Genomic DNA, 17,567 nt, shown 5'->3' with positions numbered 1-17,567 from the left:
CGGTGAACGATCGCGGCTACGGTGTCTTCCGGCTCGGAAGTCGCATCGTCATGGCCCACCGGCACATGTTCGCGATCGAGCACGGCCGCCCTCCCGCCAGGATGGTCCTGCATACGTGTGGCCAAGAAGACGCGCGTCAACCCGCGTCACTTGTACGAGGGCGCTCGGGCATGTACCGCACTCCGGGGGCAAAGAACAACGCCGCCCTCCGGCGCGTCCGGGCTAGAAGAGACGGGCCGCACCCATCCCATCCCCCGATGTCGCTCGGGCGGCAGCCCCGTCGCCCGGTGGCGGGCACCCAGTCGACCGTGTACAGCGGGCTTGCGCCGGCGTCGGGAGACGCATGGCGACAGAGGCACGAGCCGCACGCCGTCGCCTCATCGTCCGCAGCGAGCGCAGCGCGGACCTGCCCCCCTTGCCAGAGCGCCACCGCTTCGGGCAGCGTCGCGAGCGCCCGCGGGTGAGCGGGGTCGCGACGCAGCCACGCCTTCAGCAGCGTCTCGCGGCAGCGTCTCGCTCGCTCCCAGCGTCGCGATGGTGCGCGTTGCCCTCGGACTCGGGGCGATCGCCATCCAGATTGAGTCCATCTCGAATCTCCTCACCGCCCGTCGTCGGCGCCGTCGTGGAGCTCCGTGCGGGTGGTGACGAGAGCGTCGGACAAGGCGCCAACTTCTCCGCCGCCTGGGTGCGTTGTTCTTCGGCGTCGCTCTCGGAAGCGGCCCTGCCGACGCGCGGCCGCACGGCCCTTGAAGCTCCTCGCGTACCGCGCAGCAGCTCCACGACGAGAGCGGCTGCGCGCCCTGTCGCGGCGCTCCGAGCGGCAATAGCGGTCGCCGCGGTCGCACCGCGAGCAGAGGAAGAAGACCTGGCCGCAAGCCCACCCCCGCGCGGATGACGAAGCGAACGGCTCGTCAAGAGCGTCCGGCAGGTCGGCTGGCGCGCGCACCTGATGGCGCTCCTCGTCGCCGAGGCGGGGCTCCGCCAGGACGGTCCGTGGAGAAAACCTGAAACAGGCGGGAATGCTGGCTGAAAATCTCAGCAATTCCGCGTAATTACGTGGTGGGTCGACAGGGACTCGAACCCTGGACCTACGGATTAAAAGTCCGCAGCTCTACCGACTGAGCTATCGACCCGATCCAGCGGCCGGCGAAGCTAGCAGAAGCTCCTCGCAGGTTCCACCTTTCCGTTCCCGCCGCCTGCCAGCTCTCCGCTCCCTCTCGCCGCCTTCCACCCCTACCCGGCGCTCCACCCCTACCCCGCCTTACGCACCCTCCCGCTCCTGCCACCCCTCCCGCCTCTCCCCTCGCTTCCCGCTCACCGCCGCCTTCCTCGCGCCCTCGCCTCGCGCTATGAGGTCGCGCCATGTCGTCGTCACGCCCTTCCGCCGCCTCCAAGGAATCGTTCGCTTCGCTCTTCGAGCAGTCCGAAGGAGCTGGCAAGCAGCGCCGCCGCCAGTACCACACGGGGGAGACCGTCGAGGTGACCGTGGTCGCGATCGCTCGCGAGGCGGTCTTCGCGGATCTTGGCGGCAAGCAGGAGGGCATGTTCGAGCGCGTCGCGCTCGCCGACGGCGACGGCAAGCTCCGCGTTGCGGTCGGCTCGCGCGTCTCGGCCGTGGTCGCCGGCGTCGACTCGGGCACCGGCCAGGTGCGCCTCACGCCGGTCGTCGTGCGCGCGAGCGACGACGGCGACGGCGGGACGTCGCTCGCGGTCTCCGCGCCTGCCGCGGGCGGCGCGCCGCTGCTCGTCGAGGGAGCGCGGGTCAAGGGCAAGGTGACGGGCATCGAGCGTTACGGCGTCTTCGTCCAGATCGCGGGCACCTCGGGCCGCTCGGGCCGCGGCCTCGTCCCGACGGCCGAGACGGCGACGCCTCGCTCCGCCGACCTGAAGAAGCACTTCACGGTGGGGCAGGACGTCGAGGCGAAGATCCTCAACGTGGACGAGTCCGGCAAGATCCGCCTCTCGATCTCCGCGCTCCGCGTCGACGAGGAGCGCGGCCAGTTCGAGTCGTACGCGAAGGGCGAGCGCTCCGGCGGCGGCAACGACAAGGGCGCGAAGCCTGCGCCTCGCAACTTCGGCACGCTGGGTGACCTGCTCGCGAAGAAGGTCAAGCGCTAGCGCTTCTTCCCCCTCGTCCCGTCTCCAGCTCTCCCTCCCGTCTCCCTCTCCCTCCTCTCCCTCCCCGTCCCCAAGCCGCCGGCAGGAGATTGCATCTCCCCCTCGGTTCAGCATACACCTCGCCCGCTCAGCCCTTGCGGCTCCAGCTTCGGCTCCTCGTCGCTCGCTGGCTCGCTGGCCCCGCGCGCCTTCGCACCTCGGGCCTGGGTCTCCCTGCCTCCGCCTTCGCGTCGATGCCTTCTCTCGCTCGAGCCTCCGCCCCCGCGTCGCTGCCCGCACCGCAGCGCTCTCCGCGCACGCGCGCTCGCCCCCGCGTCGGCTCTCGCGCCACGGCGCCCTACCGCTCGCTCTCCGGCGCCCTGCTCCGCGCTGGCGCTCTCGCCGTCGCCTTCGCCGGCGCCTCCCCGCTCGTCCTTTCGGCCACGGCCTGCGCTCCGTCCCAGGATCCACCCGGCAGGGCCACCGACGATCACCGCTCCGGCGCTGCTCGCGCGCCCGCCCCGTCCGCCACCGGTGCCGCCCTCGCGGCCCCGGGTCTCCCCGCGCCCGAAGCGCTGGCCCCCTCTCCTGGATCCGCCGCGCCGGACGCCGTGTCCCCTGCGTCGCTCGCGTCGTCGGCCGCCGCATCGCTCTCCTCGAAGGAGTCCACGCTCCCGGGCCGGGGCGCGAAGATCGCCAGCATCGCGATGCGCACCTGGATCTACGTCGCTCCCGACGAGCGCTCGACGAAGCTCGGTTACCTGCGCGCCGGCGCGGTCGTCGATCGGGCCGAGCTCCCTGCGGGCACCGATGGATGTGCCGGCGGCTGGTACCGGATCGCGCCGCGCGGTTACGTCTGCGTGGGCAAGGGCGCCTCGCTCGCGCTCGAGCACCAGGTGGTCGCCGCCGCCGTGCGCGGCCCGCGCCGTGGTGCGCCGGTGCCTTACTACTACGTCATGTCGGGCTCGCCCCCGCCGCACCTCTACTTCCGGCTCCCGACCGTCGAGGATCAGCGCCGCGTCGAGGGGTCCACGCTCGGCGTCCACCTCGCCCGCGCCGCTGTCGCGCCCTCGTCGTTGCCGCTCGATCCCGTGCCGGAGTTCCTCCTCGCCGGCCGGGATCTCCCCAAGCCGTACGGCGCCGAGGAGAAGCTCCACTACTCGGTGCATACGGGCCGCACCAAGGAGAGCTCCGCCTTCGGCCTGATCACGACCTTCGAGTGGACCAACCGCCGCTTCGGCCTCACGACCGAGCTCGATCTCATCCCGCTCGATCGCACCCGCCCCGCGCGCCTCAGCGCGATGCGCGGCGTGATCATCAAGGATCTCGACGCCGAGGGCGCCGAGGTCCCCGCGAGCGCCTCCGACACGGCATCGGCGGCCGTCGCGGCGTCGTCGGCATCCCCCACGTCCTCGACCGCCCCGACGCCCGCCGCCGCTCCACCGGCCGACACCGCGAGCTTCTCCGTCGCCGAGCTGCCTGCCGACGAGCTGCCTCCCCCGCCGCCCGGCACCGATCCCCGCCCCGATCCCGCCTTGAAGGGCGCCCCTGCCTTTGTCCGCGTCCACGGCACCACGCGGCAGCGCCCGTCCGCGTCGGGCCGCGCGCTCGTCGACGCGGGCCTCGCGCCGCACCGCTCGGGCTGGGTGCTCACCGGCCGCACGCGTGGCGGCGTCAAGGGGTTGCTCGAGACCACCGAGGGCTCATGGCTCGCCGCCGACCACCTCGTCATCGCCGAGCTGCGCAAGGACCCTCAGGGGTTCGCGCGCGACGGCAAGAAGTGGATCGACATCTCGATCCGCCGCCAGATGCTCGTCGCTTACGAGGGCACGCGCCCCGTGTTCGCGGCGCTCATCTCCAGCGGTCGCAGCGGCATGGCCGATCCCGAGGAGACCGACGCCACCGTCCGTGGCTCGTTCTACATCCACGCGAAGCACGTCTCGACCACGATGGACGGCGATGACGAGGCGTCCGAGGCGGCGTTCGACCTGCGTGACGTGCCGTACACCCAGTACTTCCACGGGGGTTACGCGCTGCATGGCGCGTACTGGCACGACGAGTTCGGCAAGGCGCGCAGCCACGGCTGCATCAACCTGGCCCCTGCCGACGCGGCCTGGCTCTTCGAGTGGACCGAGCCCGCCGTCCCGCCCGAGTGGCACGGAGCGATGAACATCGAGGGCGGCGGTACGCTCGTCTATGTGCACGGCTGACGGCTCCGTGCACGGCTGACGGCTCCGTGCACGGCTGACGGCTCCGTGCACGGCTGACGGCTCCGTGCACGGCTGACGGCTCCGTGCACGGCTGACGGCTCCGGCTGCCCCGGCCCCCTCAGGACAGCCGGACGACCGGCCCAGCTCGCCAGGTGCATCCGGCAAGCTGGGCGGGAGGGCCACTCACCCGAGCGCTGCCGGCCCTCCGGTCCGCCCCGTTACCCCGTTACTGGCAGGACGCCGGCATCTGCGCGCCGACGAGGAGGCCGCGCAGGGTCGAGAGCGCTTGCCGTCCCTGCGGCGAGTTCGCCAGGCCGTCGCACGCCGAGGCGGCCGCGAGGTAGCCGCCCTGCTGCTCGGGCGGGGCCGACTTCGCGTTCTGGCGCAGCGCCGCGCAGCACTTGCGGATCCCGCTGGAATCGCCCGTGCCGACCACCTTCTTTCCGGCGTCCGCGTCCGCTGTGTCGGCGTCCGCCGCATCCGCCCCGGCGTCCTCTTCGGGCACGATCTGCGTCGTGGGGGTCGGCGTCGGGGCCGGCGTCGGCACGACGGGCGCCGAGGGCACCGGCGGAACGTCGTCCTCTTCCTTCTTGGGGCACCCGCTGGTGACCAGAGCCACTGCAAGGGGGAACATCAGCGCCCCCAGAACCGTGAAGAGCCGTGTAGGTTTCATCTCACCTCAAGTATCCGATTCGCGTTTGCGTGGGAACTTCTGTTCGACGAGGAACGCCCCGATCGCAACCAACTTCCCCGAGCGCACGCGGTCATGAGGCCCGCCGGCTGCACGCCCTCGGCGATCCGAGCGGTCGAAGTATGGGCGTCACGAGCCCGCTCGCAAGATCGTGAACGCCGCCGACGGGCGCGCTTCAGGTGCTCCCCGACCTCGGTAGCAGGCGCGTGCGTCGCGGCGAACACGGCGAGCGCGACGGACGCGAGGCACGCGGCGAACGCGGCGAACGCCGGCGCGCGCGCGGGGCGGAATCGCTCGCCGCGCTCGGCGACCGCCGCCGATCAGCGTGAGCCTGGGCGCACGGCGGGCCCAAGCACGCGCGCGTGTGCATGTCCAAATCTCGAAAGGACACGCCGACCGGCCGACGCAGGCGCGCGACTCCAGCGCTCGACCGATACGGCTGAAGCGGGAGCAACCATGAAGTACACGCAGCACGAGGAGTGGACGAACGAACCGCGAGCCGCCGCCGCCAGCCCCGGAGAAGACACCTCGGTCTCGTTCTCGGTGGACGCGCCCTCGCAGGACGCGCCCTCGCTGGATACGCCGGCGATCGCGGAGGATGCCGCCGTCACGACGCCGCCCGCGGCGCGCGCCGCGAGCGAGGAGCGCGACGCGTCCTCGGGGCAGATCGACCTCACCGCGCTGAAGGCCGGCGAGGAGGGCGCCCGCCCCCAGGTCCTCGACCTCTTGCCGATCTTCCCGTTCGGCGAGCCGCCCGCGTCCGCACCCGTGCCTGAGGCGCCGGCGCTCGACGTGCCGGCGCGCGCGTGGCGCGCCCGCTCGATCGCCGTCCTGCTCGCCGGCGCCACCGCGATCGCGGCCCTCACGGCGGGCATCTCTGCCCCGGATGCCGCCGCCACCGGCCCTCGCGCGGCGGCCGGCCTCGCCACCGCGGCCCGCGCGGTCGAGGCGCGGCTCCCGCGCGTCGAGGCGCCCGCCGAGCGCGCGCCGGTCGCGCCTCCTGCCGAGCGCGACAGCTCTGGCGACGCGCCCGACGGCGTCGCCGCCTCGCCGCGCGCACCCGAGAACCGCGTACGGGCCCCGGGCGCAGCCGCGCCGACACGCGCCAAGCCGGGCCCTGCGGCGCCGAACACGACCGACCGCCGCGCTCCCACCGACCCGTGCCGCGGCGACCTCCTCTGCGCGATGCGCCGCGCCACGGGCGGCTGATCCACCGCCGAGCCCCTCGGCAGACCGCCGCGGCCTCGGTCGGGCTCGCTCCCGGCAGGACCCCGCTCAGATAACTCGTTCAGGCAGCGCGCCGGGCTCGCGCCCGGCAAAGCCCCGCTCAGACGGCGCGCCGGGCTCGCGCCCGGCGTGAACCTCGTCAGGCGGAGGCCGGGCTCGGGCCGGACGGGCACCCCGTGTGCGCCGCGATCGAATCGAGCAAGCGGTTCAGATCGAACGGCTTTGCGACCGACGCGCACGCGCCCACCTCGCGGGCCCAGGTGCCGGCGTCCACCGCCGCCGTCATCACGAGGATGGGCGCGCGCGGACCAGGACACGACGCGTACGCGCGGGCGAACCCCCAACCGTCCATCACCGGCATGCGCATGTCGAGCAGGATGAGATTCGGCCGGTTGCGCTCCAGCAGCGCGAGCGCGGCCTCGCCGTCGCTCGCCGAGAGGACGTCATAGCCCTCCTCCTCCAGCGTGATCTCGAGCATTTCCCGGATCTCCTGGTCGTCGTCCACGATCAGGATCTGCTTGCGCCGTGTCACGCGGCTCCTTTCGGTTTGCAGCTTGGCCCGAGGCTCGGCGCTCGCCGTCCCCTCCGCTCCGATTCCACAGTACCCGTCTGCCACGATATCCCCCCACACGGGCGCTTCCCATGCGCGACCACCACTCAGGCAAACGATGTCACGCCCGCGTCCCATGTCGCACGCGACGAGCGCAATATCGACTGCGGAGCCCGTTCGGGTCAGACGCTCAGGGCCGCGAACGCGCCCCGGACGGCGGGGGCGGCGCGACATCGCCCGCGATCTCCATCCTGGGCAGAAGCGAGGCGTCGATCTCGGTTCTCTCTCCGCGCACGAGCTGTTCGATCGCGGCGGCTGCGCGGGTGATGTCGTCGACGAGCAGCCGGATCGCCAGCCCGCCCATGCCATCCGGCGTGCCCGCGAGCCGAGCGCGCGCCTTGTCGAGCAGGCGCAACGCCCCCGGTGGGCTCTGCATCCTCGTGAGCTTGTGCAGGGCCGCGGCGACGAGGATGAGCCCCTGGAGAAACGTCTTCCTCACGGGGTCCCGCTCGTCTCGCCACCCGGACTCCCACAGCTCGTGCGCCTCGAAGAACCGCCCCGCGCGGTAAGCCTCCAGCCCGCGTTGGACGATCGCTTCGAGCGCGGCGTCGGTGGAGGAGCTCATGGCGCGGAGCGACGGCGGACAGCGGAGCGTACCACGCGCCCCGGACGCCCGCGCTCCGGCGCTCCGGTGCTACGCTCGGCGCGTGCAGCGGTGGATCCTCGTCGCGGTGATTGCTGGGCTCCACCTCCTGGCGTTCGCGATCGGCATCCTCCTGCGCCGCCGCAGGCGACGGCGGCGCCTGCAGGCCGACGAGGCGCGCGCCATCGCCGCGCACGCCGACGCAGCGCGCGCCCGAGCCTCCCGCCCGGGCTGACCCCGCTCGCCCGCGCCGACGCCGCGCGCGCCCGCGCCCCCCGCCGCCCCCTCAGCGCGCGAGCAGGCTGCGCAGCCGATCGAGCGCCGCCGCGTGCGCCCGCACCGAGAGCCGGCCGCCGACGTCGTCGTACTCCTCCGAGAGCACGCGCGCGTTCTCGTAGATCTCCCCGATGAGGCTCTGCTTCGCGTACGGCAAGAGCAGCTCGGCCTCCACCATCGACTGCTCGAAGAACGCGATGATCGCCTCCCGCAGCGCCGCCACGTCGTCCGGGATCTTCGCCGACAGCTGCGTCGCCTCGGGGAACTCGAGGCGCAGCGCCTCCCGCTCCTCCTCGGAGAGCCGGTCCACCTTGTTCAGCAGGAGCCGGCTCGGCACCTCGCTCGCGCCGATCTCGGAGAGCACGCCGCGCGTCACCGCGAGCTGATCGCGGAACGTCGGATCCGACGCGTCGGCCACGTAGAGCAGGAGCGACGCCTCGAGCGCCTCGTCCAGCGTCGAGCGGAAGCTCGCCACGAGATCGTGCGGCAGCTTCTTGATGAAGCCGACCGTGTCCGAGACGAGGATCCGCGGGCGCACCTCCGGGTGGAGCGCGCGCACCGTCGTGTCGAGCGTCGCGAAGAGCTTGTCGGCGACGAGCACCTCGCTGCCCGTCAGCGCCCGCATCAGCGACGACTTCCCCGCGTTCGTGTAGCCGACCAGCGCGACGCGGCGCTGCCCTTGCCGGAGCGCGCGGCGCGTCGACTGCTCGCGCTGGACCGCGACGAGCTCCTCCTTCAGCTCCGCGATGCGATCGCGGATCTTGCGCCGATCGAGCTCGAGCGCGCTCTCGCCGGCGCCCTTGCCGCCGATCCCGCCGCGCTGCCGATCCCCGCCGCCGCCCGTCTCCCGGAGCCGCGGCGCGACGTAGTTGAGCCGCGCGATCTCGACCTCGAGCTTCGCCTCCCGGCTCCGCGCGTGGCGGTGGAAGATCTCGATGATCACGCCCGCCCGGTCGAGCACCTGCGCGCCCGTCGCCCGCTCCAGGTTGCGCGCCTGGCTCGGCGAGATGTCGTGGTCGACCGCCACGACCGTCGCCAGGCGCGCCGCCTGCCCGGCGCCGCCCGCGCGCGGCTCCACGCCGTCGTCGTCGCCCGCGTCGTCGCCGTCGTCTTCGCCGAGCTCGACGTCGTCCTCACCGCTTTCACCGCTCTCTGCGGCCCGGCGCGCGCGCGCCTTGTTCTTTCGCTCCGGCGCGCCCGAGGGCACGACGCCGCTGCCGCCCGTGAGCTCCGCGAGCTCCCTGAGCTTGCCCTCCCCGAGCACCGCGGCCGCCGCGAGCGCGCTTCGCCGCTGCGATACGGTCGCGATCACGTTGAAGCCGAGCGTGTGCACGAGGCGGCCGAGCTCGGCCAGATCGGCGGCGTGCTCTACATCGTCGACGCCGGGGAGCTGCACCCCGACGAGCACAGCGAGGGGACGTTCTTGGTTGGTGGTGGTCATACGGTCGTGTGCGAGGGCGGGAGCTTCGCCTCATCCACCCCCGCGACGCAAGCCGCCGCGCGCTCGCCCGCGCATCGCTGCGTCGCCTCGGACGAACCCGCCGGGCTCGCTCCGGCGAACCGCCGAGCTCGCCCCGCCATGGACCACGAGGGCGGGCAGGGACAGCCCGACGCCGGCGGCGGGCGTGGCCTTCCGGGCACGCCCGGGGCACGCGCGTCACATCCCGAGGCGCACGAGCGGCGTCACCTCGCTCGCGCCGCCTCGCCGTGCAGCCGCGCGCTCTCGATGGCCAGCGACGCGAAGCGCCCGAGCTCCGCGGCCACGCCCGTGTCGTCTTGTCGGAGCTCGCGCTCGACGGTCCAGAGGCTCAGCAGGCCGAGCTTGCGGCCGCGCGCCGCGAGCGGCACGAGGATCGCCGAGCGGGCGCCGAGCTCTCGCAGCGCCGAGAGGTGCTCCGGCCCTCGGGCGATCCGCTGCAGCCACGGATCGGTGACCAGCGGGATCAGCGTGGCCTCCCTGCGGGCCGTCGCCTCGGCCAGCGAGGCGGCGTCGCCGAGCAGCAGCGGCGGGTGCTTGAGCAACCTCGGCAGGAGCGCCCGCGCCTCGGGCAGGCGCGCCGACGCGACGAGCCGCGGGGCGCCGCCGTCGTCGAGATCGAGCGCGCAGAGGTCCGCGAAGCGCTCGCCGCCGAGGCGCACCACCTGCTCGATCGTCCCGTCGTGGTCGAGCGACTCCGCCATCAGCGCGCTCGCGTCGATCAGGATCTGCCGCGCGCGCTCGGCCTTCCTGAGCTCGGTCACGTCCTCGACCGTCATCACGGCCGCGGTGATGCGCCCATCGGCGTCGCGCACGGGGGCCACGCTGAAGCTCCCGAGGCGGCGCTCTCCGTCCGCGCGGACGAACTCCATCTCGTCGCGGGAGACCGTCTCGCCGCCGTGCAGCGCCCGGTGGAGCAGCCAGCGCGCGCGCTGGTCGTCGTCGGTCTCGCTGAGCAGCGTCCGCAGCGGCGCGTTGCTCGGGGTCTCCTCGGGGCCGCGGACGATCTCCGCGAACCGCCGGTTGTTGAGCGCGACGGCGCCCGACGTCCCCTCCGCGACGACCACGCCGACCGGGAGCCGCTGGATCGTCGCCTCGAACCGGCCGCGCTCCGCGGCGAGCTGCTCGCGCAGCTGGGCCTGGGTCGCGAGCGCGGCCGCGCGCTCGGCCGCCTTCTTGAAGAGCAGCCGGTCTCCCTCGGAGAACTCCGGCACGCGGCGGGAGCTCACGACCGTGACGCCGACGAGGCGGCCCTCCGAGAGCATCGGCACGCCGTAGAGCGCGTGGAGCGCGTCGCTCGGGCGCTCGCTCTGCGCCCCCGACTCGGGCCCCGCCGCGCCGCCCCCGGCGTCGGTGGCCAGCGGATCCGGCGCCGCCGAGCGCAGCGCCACCGGGCGCCGCTCGCGGACCACGCGCCCCACGAAGCCCTCCGCCAGCCTGTAGGCGCGCAGGCCCCACAGCGCCTCATCGACGCCGATGCCGGCGCGGATCCGCAGCACCTCGCCCTCGAGCAGCAGCATCACCGCCCAGTCGACCGACCGCGCCGACTCGACGAGCACCTCGACGAGCCGCCGCAGCAGCCGATCGATGTGGACGTTGCCCATGCCCTCGGCCGACACGCGATCGAGCGCGCCGAGCGCGCGCTCGCGCAGCGCGGCGCTCCGCGTCGCCGGATCGATGATCACCTGATCGAGCACCTCGTGCAGGATCGTCATCTCGACCCACGACGGCTGCGTGCCTGTCCGCTCGAGCATCCGGAGCACGCAGCGGCGCAGCACCGAGTACTGGGCGGCCACGTCCTCCAGCTCGAACCCGTCGCGGAGCTTGTCGAGCACGCGGAAGCCGAGCAGCGGCTCGGGGAACTCGACCGACACGGACTCGACGCCGCTCCACGCGTCCTGCTCCTGGTCGCCCGGCGGCGCAGCCGCGGCCGACACGGCCGCCTCGAGGCGCTCGGCGAGGCGCGCGAAGATGGAGGGCAGCTCCTCGCGCAGCGCGATGTAGCCGGGGGACTGCTCGCCCGGCGCGCGGCGACGCTCGGCGCGCTCCCAAGCCTCCAGGATCTCCGCGCTGTGGGCGCGCAGGAAGACGGCGAGCGGCGATCTGGGAAGGTCTCTAGGGGCCATTCACGCGCTGGCCGGAGCCGCGGCGCCCTCAGTCTACGCCAGCCCACGAGGACGTAGATCCAGAAACGAACCGGCGGCGGCTCGCCCGTCCGGCTCTCCCGCGGACGGCGCCGAGTCGGTCCGCCCTCTCCGTCCGTACCCTTCTGCCTGCGCCATGCGAGCGCTCTTCCATAAGCGGTTATGTTGCGCTCGTCTGCGCGCCTGTGCCGTCGCGCTCGCTCGTGTGCCGTGGCGCCCGTGCTCCCTGCCGCCGGCGCGCTCGCGCGTGTCGCCGCGCTAGCGTGCGCGCCGGCGCCGCCGCGCGCTCGCGAGGCCCGCCGCGAGCGCGAGCCAGACCGCGCCGCCGGCGGACGGCGCGGCGTCCTCGCCCCGCGCCGCGCCTGCCGCGCCGATCTTGCACCCGCACCCGTCCGAGGCCTCCTCTTGTGGCGGCTCGGATCCCCCGCCGCCGCTGCCGGCCGCTGCGGCGCCGCCGTCGCACTGCTGCGAGCCGATGGTGAGCGCCGTCGCACCCCACAGCGGAGCGCAGGTCGAGGTCGCCCCGCTCTCCGGCGCGCACTCGATCGGCCCGCAGAGCCCGTCGAGGTGCAGCAGCGCGGAGAAGCTCTCGCCGTCGTCGATCGATCGGCCCACCGTGAAGCCGTCGGCGAACTCGTCGCCGCAGGCGAAGAGCGCCGCGGCGGTCCAGGTCAAGCACCGCGCGCCGACGTCCGAGATCTTCTCGAACTCGAGCGACGCGGCCGGCGCGCGCCAGATTCCGTCCTGGGGCCCGCCCACGATCACGGTCGCGCCGTCCGGCGAGAGCGCGAACCCGAGGAGGTCGCCGGCGCTCTCGAAGGCGGTGGTGAAGCTGCGCCCTCCGTCCTTCGAGACGAGCAGCGCGTCGGTCGGATCGCCGTCGAGCCGCACGTAGACGATGTCGGGGTCGACGGGATCGATCGCGCCCAGGAACGGCAGGCGCATGTCGTCGCTCCCCGGGATGTCGAGCCGCTCCCAGGTCGCGCCGCGATCGTCGGTGCGCTGGAGGGCCCCGGCGTAGTCGGGCGCGCCGTAGCGGCCGCTCACGTAGACGCGCGCGCGGTCGGAGGGCGCAGCGTCGACCGTGTGGGCGAGGAAGTCCCCGGGCAGATCGACGCTGGCCTTCGTCCAGCTGTCCGCGTTGTCGCTCGTCTCCCAGAGCTGGGTCAAGAACTGGCCCGCCCCGAGCCCCATGCTGACGACGAGCACGGCACGGGAAGGGTCCTCACGATCGGCCGAGAGGTCGATGACGTAGCGGTTCATCAGATCGCCCTGAGCGAACGACCAGTCGCAGCCGCCGTTCTTCGACGCACTGAGGCCCTCGAAGACCCCGGCGATGATCGTCCCGTCGGCGAGGAAGGCGAGCATCGGATCCTCGTTCCCGCCGAAGCCGACGACCGGCTCGCAGATCCAGCGCCAGCGCTCGCCGCCGTCGTGCGTGGCGAGCAGGCCGTAGGTCGCGCGGACCATGAGGCGCGACGGGTCGCTCGGGTGCGACGCGATCAAGCCTGCGGCCGGGAAGCGGCCGTTGGCCGAGGCCGGCGCGGCGAGCGCCGCGACCGAGAGCAGCGCCGCGACCGAGAGCAGCGGCGCCGCGCAGGACGAGAGGGGGCCACGCCGCCGCGCGCCTGACCCGCTGCGGGAGTGACGCGTCAGCGCTGGGAGGGCTCGCACGGAGCGTTCTGTAGGGACTCGCACGAGGGGTGAGCCTAGTGGACGTCGAACTCGAATGCCGCCTCGTCGATGAGCGACGAGGTCAGGGCCCGGCATTGCACGTCCCAGAGCCCCCCCATCCCGAAGGGCACGTCGGCGACCTCGTACAGGCCGGGCTCGATCTCCGTGCCCTCGTGCACGGACCCGTGCCCCATGCTCGTCATGCTGGCGTAGCAGCGGAGCTTCATCCGCTGCGCCGGGTCCCGCGAGTCGGTCCAGGTGAGCCGCACGTGGAAGGTGTTGAAGCCTCGCTTGATCGGCTCGGTCGACTCCACCGCGAACTCGATGCGCCCGTTCGCACCGACGTCCAGCCGGTGGCCGTCGTCCGGCGCCACGTCCCCGGATCCGCAGCCCGCCGGCGAGAGGACGGCGAGCGCCGCGATGAAGGCGGCGCGGGCGCGCGCCCAGCGGCGCCTGGGAGGTGACTTCGGCGAAGGCTGTTCACGAGGTTCAATCACGTCTTCCCCACACGTAGCGGAGGCCTGCGGACAGGGCGGCGAACGCGCCCTCGTTGCGGCCGATCCCGGAGATCGGCACGTCCACCTGGAGGTTGCCGACGGCGGTCCAGCGCGCGCCGACGTCGTGGGCCAGCACGGCGAGCAGCGCGGTCCGCACGCGCTCCTTTCCCATGGGATCGCGCGGGCCCGGGCCAGGCTCATCCTCGCGCGGCTCGCCCTCGCGCTCGTGGAGCGCGCCCACGGTGAGCGAGGCGCCGGAGGGCCACGAGGGCCCCGCCGCGGCGAGGATCTGCAGGCGGGGCGCGGACCGCGCCGCGTCGCCGTCGGGGAGACGGTAGCTGGTGCGGACGCTGGTCGAGGCGGAGAGCAGCGCGTGGAACGAGCCCCACGACTTCTCGAAGACCATCCCCGGCCGGATCTCGGCCACCCCGAGGCCGGTCGTGTCGGCGCCGGTGATGTCGACGCTGTCGACGCCCATCGCGCGGGCGCCGCTCGCGCCGCTCACGCCGGCGTCGAACGGCGCCGTCGCGGTGCTCGGGCCGCGCCCGGTCGGGAGCGTCACGCCGAGCGTGAACGCGGCGGACGGGATCCACGGCGACGCCGCGCCGTCGATAAGGTCGATCCTGGCCGCCGCGCCCAGGTCACCCTGCCCGCCGCCGGACGACGTGGCGCCGAGCCCCACCCCGCTCCAGGTGACCATCATAGGAACGGAGACGGCGAGCTGAAGGTGATCCCCGGCCCGCACCAGCCACCCGGCCTCGGCCCTCAGCTCGCGGTGGTAGACGCCCTCGCCGGACGCGTCGAAGCCTCCGTCCACCGCCCACGCCCCGAGCTGCTCGGAGATCCGGACGGAGAAGCTCGCCGCGGCGCGCTCCGAGGGAGCGAGCCACTGGGCCATGCCGTGGCCCGCACCGCAGCAGGCCGACGCGCGCGCGGCCCTCGGGTGCGCCGCGACCGACAGCAGGAGCACCACAGCGGCGACGGCTCTGGCCAGCACGGCCGCTCCTATAGGCGAGGCTCCTGCCCCGCGCCAATGCGACACGTTGTCGCGCGGAGGGCGCCTGATCTCGGTCGGGCCGCACCTTCAGGCGGTGTCCCGAGCCGTTTCCGTTCCGCGCGCAGCGCCTCGCGACCGCGCGCGGGGCTCGGCGACGGCGCGGCGCTCAGCTGGCGAGGGCCTGGCGGTAGACCTGGACGTAGCGGCGCGCGGGGCGATCCCAGCCGAGGTCGAGGCGCATGATGCGGCGCTGGACCGCGGGCCAGCGGGGCGACGTGAGGGCCGCGAGGGCGCGCTGCACGCCGCCGAGCAGCGACGTGGCCGTCGGCTTGTCGAACAGGAACCCCGTGCCGGTCTCCAGGGCGGCGTCGATGTCGACGATCGTGTCGACGAGGCCTCCGGTCCTGCACGCCACCGGGGCAGCGCCGTAGCGTTGCGCGTACAGCTGCACGAGGCCGCACGGCTCGAAGCGCGACGGCACGACCACGAGGTCGGCCGCGGCCATGAGCCGGTGCACGACGGCCTCGCTCACCCCGCCGAGGAACTTCGCCCGCTCGGGCGCCTTGGCCGCGGCGGCGGAGAGCTTCTCCATGAGCTCGGCGTCGCCCTCGCCGGCCACGACGACGCTGACGTCGCCCTTCAGGATCTTCGGCATGGCGTTCGCGAGCAGGTCGCTGCCCTTCTGCGCGACCACCCTGCCGATGGACACGAGGAGCGGGCGATCCGGCCGGATCTCGAGCCCGAGCTCCTGGAGGAGCGCGCTCTTGCAGCGGCCCTTGTTGCTCACGTCCTCCGCGTCGTAGCGGGCGATGATGGCCGGATCGGTCATCGGGTTCCAGACGGCGTAGTCGATGCCGTTGACGATGCCGGACAGCTGGTTCGCCCGGGTGCGGAGCACGCCGTCGAGGCGCTCGCCTTGCTTCGGCGTGAGGATCTCGTTCGCGTAGGTGGTCGAGACGGTGGTGAGCGCGTCCGCGGCCAGGATGCCGCCCTTGAGGAAATTGAGCTGGCCGTAGAACTCGAGCCGCTCGGGCCGGAAGTGGTCGTCGTCGAGGCCGAGGTACGGGAGCGCGTCCTTCGGGAAGAGGCCCTGGTGCGCGGCGTTGTGGAGGGTCAGCACGGTCCGGCCAGGCGCGGACTGCTGGTGGCGGAGCAGGTACGGCACCATGGCCGTGGGCCAGTCGTGGGCGTGGACGATATCGAACGGCGCGCCCGACCGGGCGCGCTGGCGGACGAGCTCCACGACGGCGCGGGAGAACAGGGAGAACCGGCGCGCGTTGTCCTCGTAGTCGCGCCCCTCCTCGCCGTAGATGCCGGGCCGATCGTGGAAGCCTGGTACGTCGAGGACGACGAGCTCCACGCCCGTGCTGAGCCGCCCGTCGAAGAGCGTCACCTGGATCGGCCCGCCCGGCGACACCTTCGCGTCGACCTCGAGCGGCATCGGGGTGAGGCGGCGCGCCATCATCAGCCCGCTCGAGTCGAGCGCCTGGTAGCGCGGCAGCGCGATCGTCACCTTGTGCCCGAGCAGCCGGAGCGCCTTCGAGAGCGACGAAACGACGTCGGCCAGGCCGCCGACCTTGACGATGGGCGCGATCTCGGACGCAGCGAAGAGGATGTCCATGCGGGCGCCGTGTGTAGCACGAACCGGGGTGCGTACAGCGCGGCTTCCGAACCCACAGCTGCGCTGAACGCTGGCCAGCGCCCGGGTGTCGCCGCAGAGGCAGCGCCGCGCGCGCCGTTTTGGAGCAACTTTCCATCCGCGCCACACCCCCTTCCAGGGCCCTACATGGCGGATTCCAGGGCCCTACATGGCGGAGACGGGCCGTCCTGCCCTGTGTATCGTTTCTCCATGAGCAGTACGCTTACCTTTCCCAGGCTTTCCTTGGTCCTCGCCCTCCTCGCCACCGGCGTCGCCGTGAGCTGCGGCGCCACGAACGACGGCGGCGGTTCGTCCCAGGGCTCCGGCGGCATCGGCGGCAATGGCGGCAGCGGCGGCAGCGGCGGCGCCGACCCCGGCACCGGTTCGGGCTTCGGCGAAGGCGGCGCGGGGCTCGACTTCGCCGGCTCGCACGGCTCGAGCGGCACGGACGGCGGCGGCGGCGGCGCCTGCCAGCAGCTCGACATCACGTTCGAGCCGCAGACGCCGACCGTGATGATCGTCGTCGATCGCTCGGGCAGCATGTACGGCAGCGGCTTCTGGGATCCGCTCAAGACCGCCGTGCTCAACGTCGTCGACAGGCTGCAGGACAGGGTGCGCTTCGGCTTCGTGACGTTCACCGGGATCGAGAACATGCAGTGCCCGCTGCTCGCGAGGGCCGACGGCATCGCCCTCAACCACCACGCCGCCATCTCGGCCGCCTACGAAGAGGCCTCCACGGTGCCGCCCGGCAAGCTCGAGACGCCCACCGCCATGACGTTCAACGAGACGGTCGTCCCGGAGCTCCTCGCGTTCCCGGAGCCCGGCCCCAGGTACATCCTGTTCGTCACCGACGGCGAGCCCGATCGCTGCGACGACGTGCTGGCCGTGTGCGCGCGCGACGACGTCGTCGGCGCGGTGCAGGACGCCTACGAGCAGGGCATCGGCACGTTCGTGTTCGGCCTCGGGTCGGGCGCGCTCGCGCAGCACCTGCAGGACGTCGCGAACGCCGGCGCGGGCCAGCCCGTCCAGCGGCCCCGGAGCGGCACGAACGAGGATTGCTTCGCCGGCGCGGGCACTTACGCCGACGCCGGCGGCACCGCCACCTACTACACGCCGGACCCCACCGACGCGTCCTCCCTGGAGGACGAGCTCGACGCGGCCATCGCCGGCGTCAAGAGCTGCACCTTCGACCTCCAGGGCTCGATCGAGGTCGACCTCCGCAACGCGTCGCTCGGCCAGGTGCTCCTCGACGGCGCGCCCGTGCCCTACGACGCGCAGAACGGCTGGACGATGGAGAGCGCCACCCGGCTCACCCTCGTCGGCGACGCCTGCGAGCAGCTCAAGGGCGCGCAGGAGATCTCGTTCGACTTCCCCTGCGAGATCCTCGTCCCCCAGTGAACCCAGGGAGCAGCGCGCCGGCGCGCGCCGCCCCTTTTCCGCGCCGC

Annotated in this window: 14 protein-coding genes and 1 tRNA gene; 5 read left to right on the top strand and 10 right to left on the bottom strand. The window is 73.4% G+C overall.

Annotated elements, in window-relative coordinates; translation table 11 throughout:
• Nucleotides 1-1,057 precede the first annotated feature (1,057 nt).
• Nucleotides 1,058-1,133 (bottom strand) — tRNA-Lys (locus tag WMF11_RS17675).
• Nucleotides 1,134-1,362: 229 nt separating this feature from the next.
• Between WMF11_RS17675 and WMF11_RS17670 the strand changes: the two genes are divergently transcribed.
• Both WMF11_RS17670 and WMF11_RS17665 read left to right on the top strand, forming a co-directional pair.
• A complete protein-coding gene (locus tag WMF11_RS17670; protein WP_437300168.1) occupies nt 1,363-2,118 on the top strand; it encodes a S1 RNA-binding domain-containing protein in 756 nt (251 codons plus the stop codon).
• Between the two features lie 590 nt (nt 2,119-2,708).
• On the top strand, nt 2,709-4,307 hold the full coding sequence (locus WMF11_RS17665; RefSeq protein ID WP_437978263.1) for a L,D-transpeptidase: 1,599 nt from the start codon (nt 2,709-2,711) through the stop codon (nt 4,305-4,307).
• A gap of 226 nt (nt 4,308-4,533) precedes the next feature.
• Here the strand turns inward: WMF11_RS17665 and WMF11_RS17660 are convergent, their stop codons facing one another.
• The gene (locus WMF11_RS17660; protein ID WP_437746648.1) at nt 4,534-4,980 is read right to left on the bottom strand and encodes an acyltransferase; all 447 of its coding nucleotides are present in this window, start codon (nt 4,978-4,980) and stop codon (nt 4,534-4,536) included.
• 474 nt (nt 4,981-5,454) lie between these two features.
• Between WMF11_RS17660 and WMF11_RS17655 the strand changes: the two genes are divergently transcribed.
• On the top strand, nt 5,455-6,207 hold the full coding sequence (locus tag WMF11_RS17655; RefSeq protein WP_437978262.1) for a hypothetical protein: 753 nt from the start codon (nt 5,455-5,457) through the stop codon (nt 6,205-6,207).
• Nucleotides 6,208-6,364: 157 nt separating this feature from the next.
• Here the strand turns inward: WMF11_RS17655 and WMF11_RS17650 are convergent, their stop codons facing one another.
• Both WMF11_RS17650 and WMF11_RS17645 read right to left on the bottom strand, forming a co-directional pair.
• Nucleotides 6,365-6,757 carry a response regulator gene (locus tag WMF11_RS17650; protein ID WP_437909540.1) on the bottom strand — a complete coding sequence of 131 codons (393 nt, stop codon included), beginning with the start codon at nt 6,755-6,757 and terminating at the stop codon, nt 6,365-6,367.
• Between the two features lie 208 nt (nt 6,758-6,965).
• Nucleotides 6,966-7,400: a DUF309 domain-containing protein gene (locus WMF11_RS17645; protein WP_437978261.1), complete on the bottom strand. Its 435-nt coding sequence runs from the start codon at nt 7,398-7,400 to the stop codon at nt 6,966-6,968.
• A gap of 82 nt (nt 7,401-7,482) precedes the next feature.
• On the opposite strand from WMF11_RS17645, the gene WMF11_RS17640 reads away from it, so the two are divergent.
• Nucleotides 7,483-7,653: a hypothetical protein gene (locus tag WMF11_RS17640; RefSeq protein WP_437553086.1), complete on the top strand. Its 171-nt coding sequence runs from the start codon at nt 7,483-7,485 to the stop codon at nt 7,651-7,653.
• Between the two features lie 51 nt (nt 7,654-7,704).
• Here the strand turns inward: WMF11_RS17640 and hflX are convergent, their stop codons facing one another.
• The 6 genes from hflX to glgA form a co-directional block, all read right to left on the bottom strand.
• On the bottom strand, nt 7,705-9,135 hold the full coding sequence (gene hflX, locus WMF11_RS17635) for a GTPase HflX (RefSeq protein ID WP_437978260.1): 1,431 nt from the start codon (nt 9,133-9,135) through the stop codon (nt 7,705-7,707).
• A 242-nt stretch (nt 9,136-9,377) separates the two neighbouring features.
• Entirely contained in the window at nt 9,378-11,297 is a 1,920-nt protein-coding gene (locus tag WMF11_RS17630) for a GAF domain-containing protein (protein ID WP_437909537.1), read from the bottom strand.
• A gap of 276 nt (nt 11,298-11,573) precedes the next feature.
• A complete protein-coding gene (locus WMF11_RS17625; RefSeq protein WP_437978259.1) occupies nt 11,574-12,989 on the bottom strand; it encodes a WD40/YVTN/BNR-like repeat-containing protein in 1,416 nt (471 codons plus the stop codon).
• Between the two features lie 35 nt (nt 12,990-13,024).
• On the bottom strand, nt 13,025-13,486 hold the full coding sequence (locus WMF11_RS17620; protein ID WP_437978258.1) for a FixH family protein: 462 nt from the start codon (nt 13,484-13,486) through the stop codon (nt 13,025-13,027).
• A complete protein-coding gene (locus WMF11_RS17615; protein WP_437978257.1) occupies nt 13,479-14,483 on the bottom strand; it encodes a hypothetical protein in 1,005 nt (334 codons plus the stop codon). The genes WMF11_RS17620 and WMF11_RS17615 overlap by 8 nt, the downstream gene beginning before the upstream one ends.
• Before the next feature lie 166 nt (nt 14,484-14,649).
• The gene (glgA, locus tag WMF11_RS17610; RefSeq protein WP_437553074.1) at nt 14,650-16,104 is read right to left on the bottom strand and encodes a glycogen synthase GlgA; all 1,455 of its coding nucleotides are present in this window, start codon (nt 16,102-16,104) and stop codon (nt 14,650-14,652) included.
• A 228-nt stretch (nt 16,105-16,332) separates the two neighbouring features.
• On the opposite strand from glgA, the gene WMF11_RS17605 reads away from it, so the two are divergent.
• Nucleotides 16,333-17,520, top strand: a complete 1,188-nt coding sequence (locus tag WMF11_RS17605; RefSeq protein ID WP_437978256.1) for a vWA domain-containing protein — start codon at nt 16,333-16,335, stop codon at nt 17,518-17,520.
• Nucleotides 17,521-17,567 lie beyond the last annotated feature (47 nt).

This window comes from Sorangium sp. So ce295 (assembly GCF_051527405.1).
Lineage (GTDB): Bacteria > Myxococcota_A > Polyangia > Polyangiales > Polyangiaceae > Sorangium > Sorangium cellulosum_B.
This window is presented reverse-complemented; position numbering and strand designations above follow the sequence as displayed.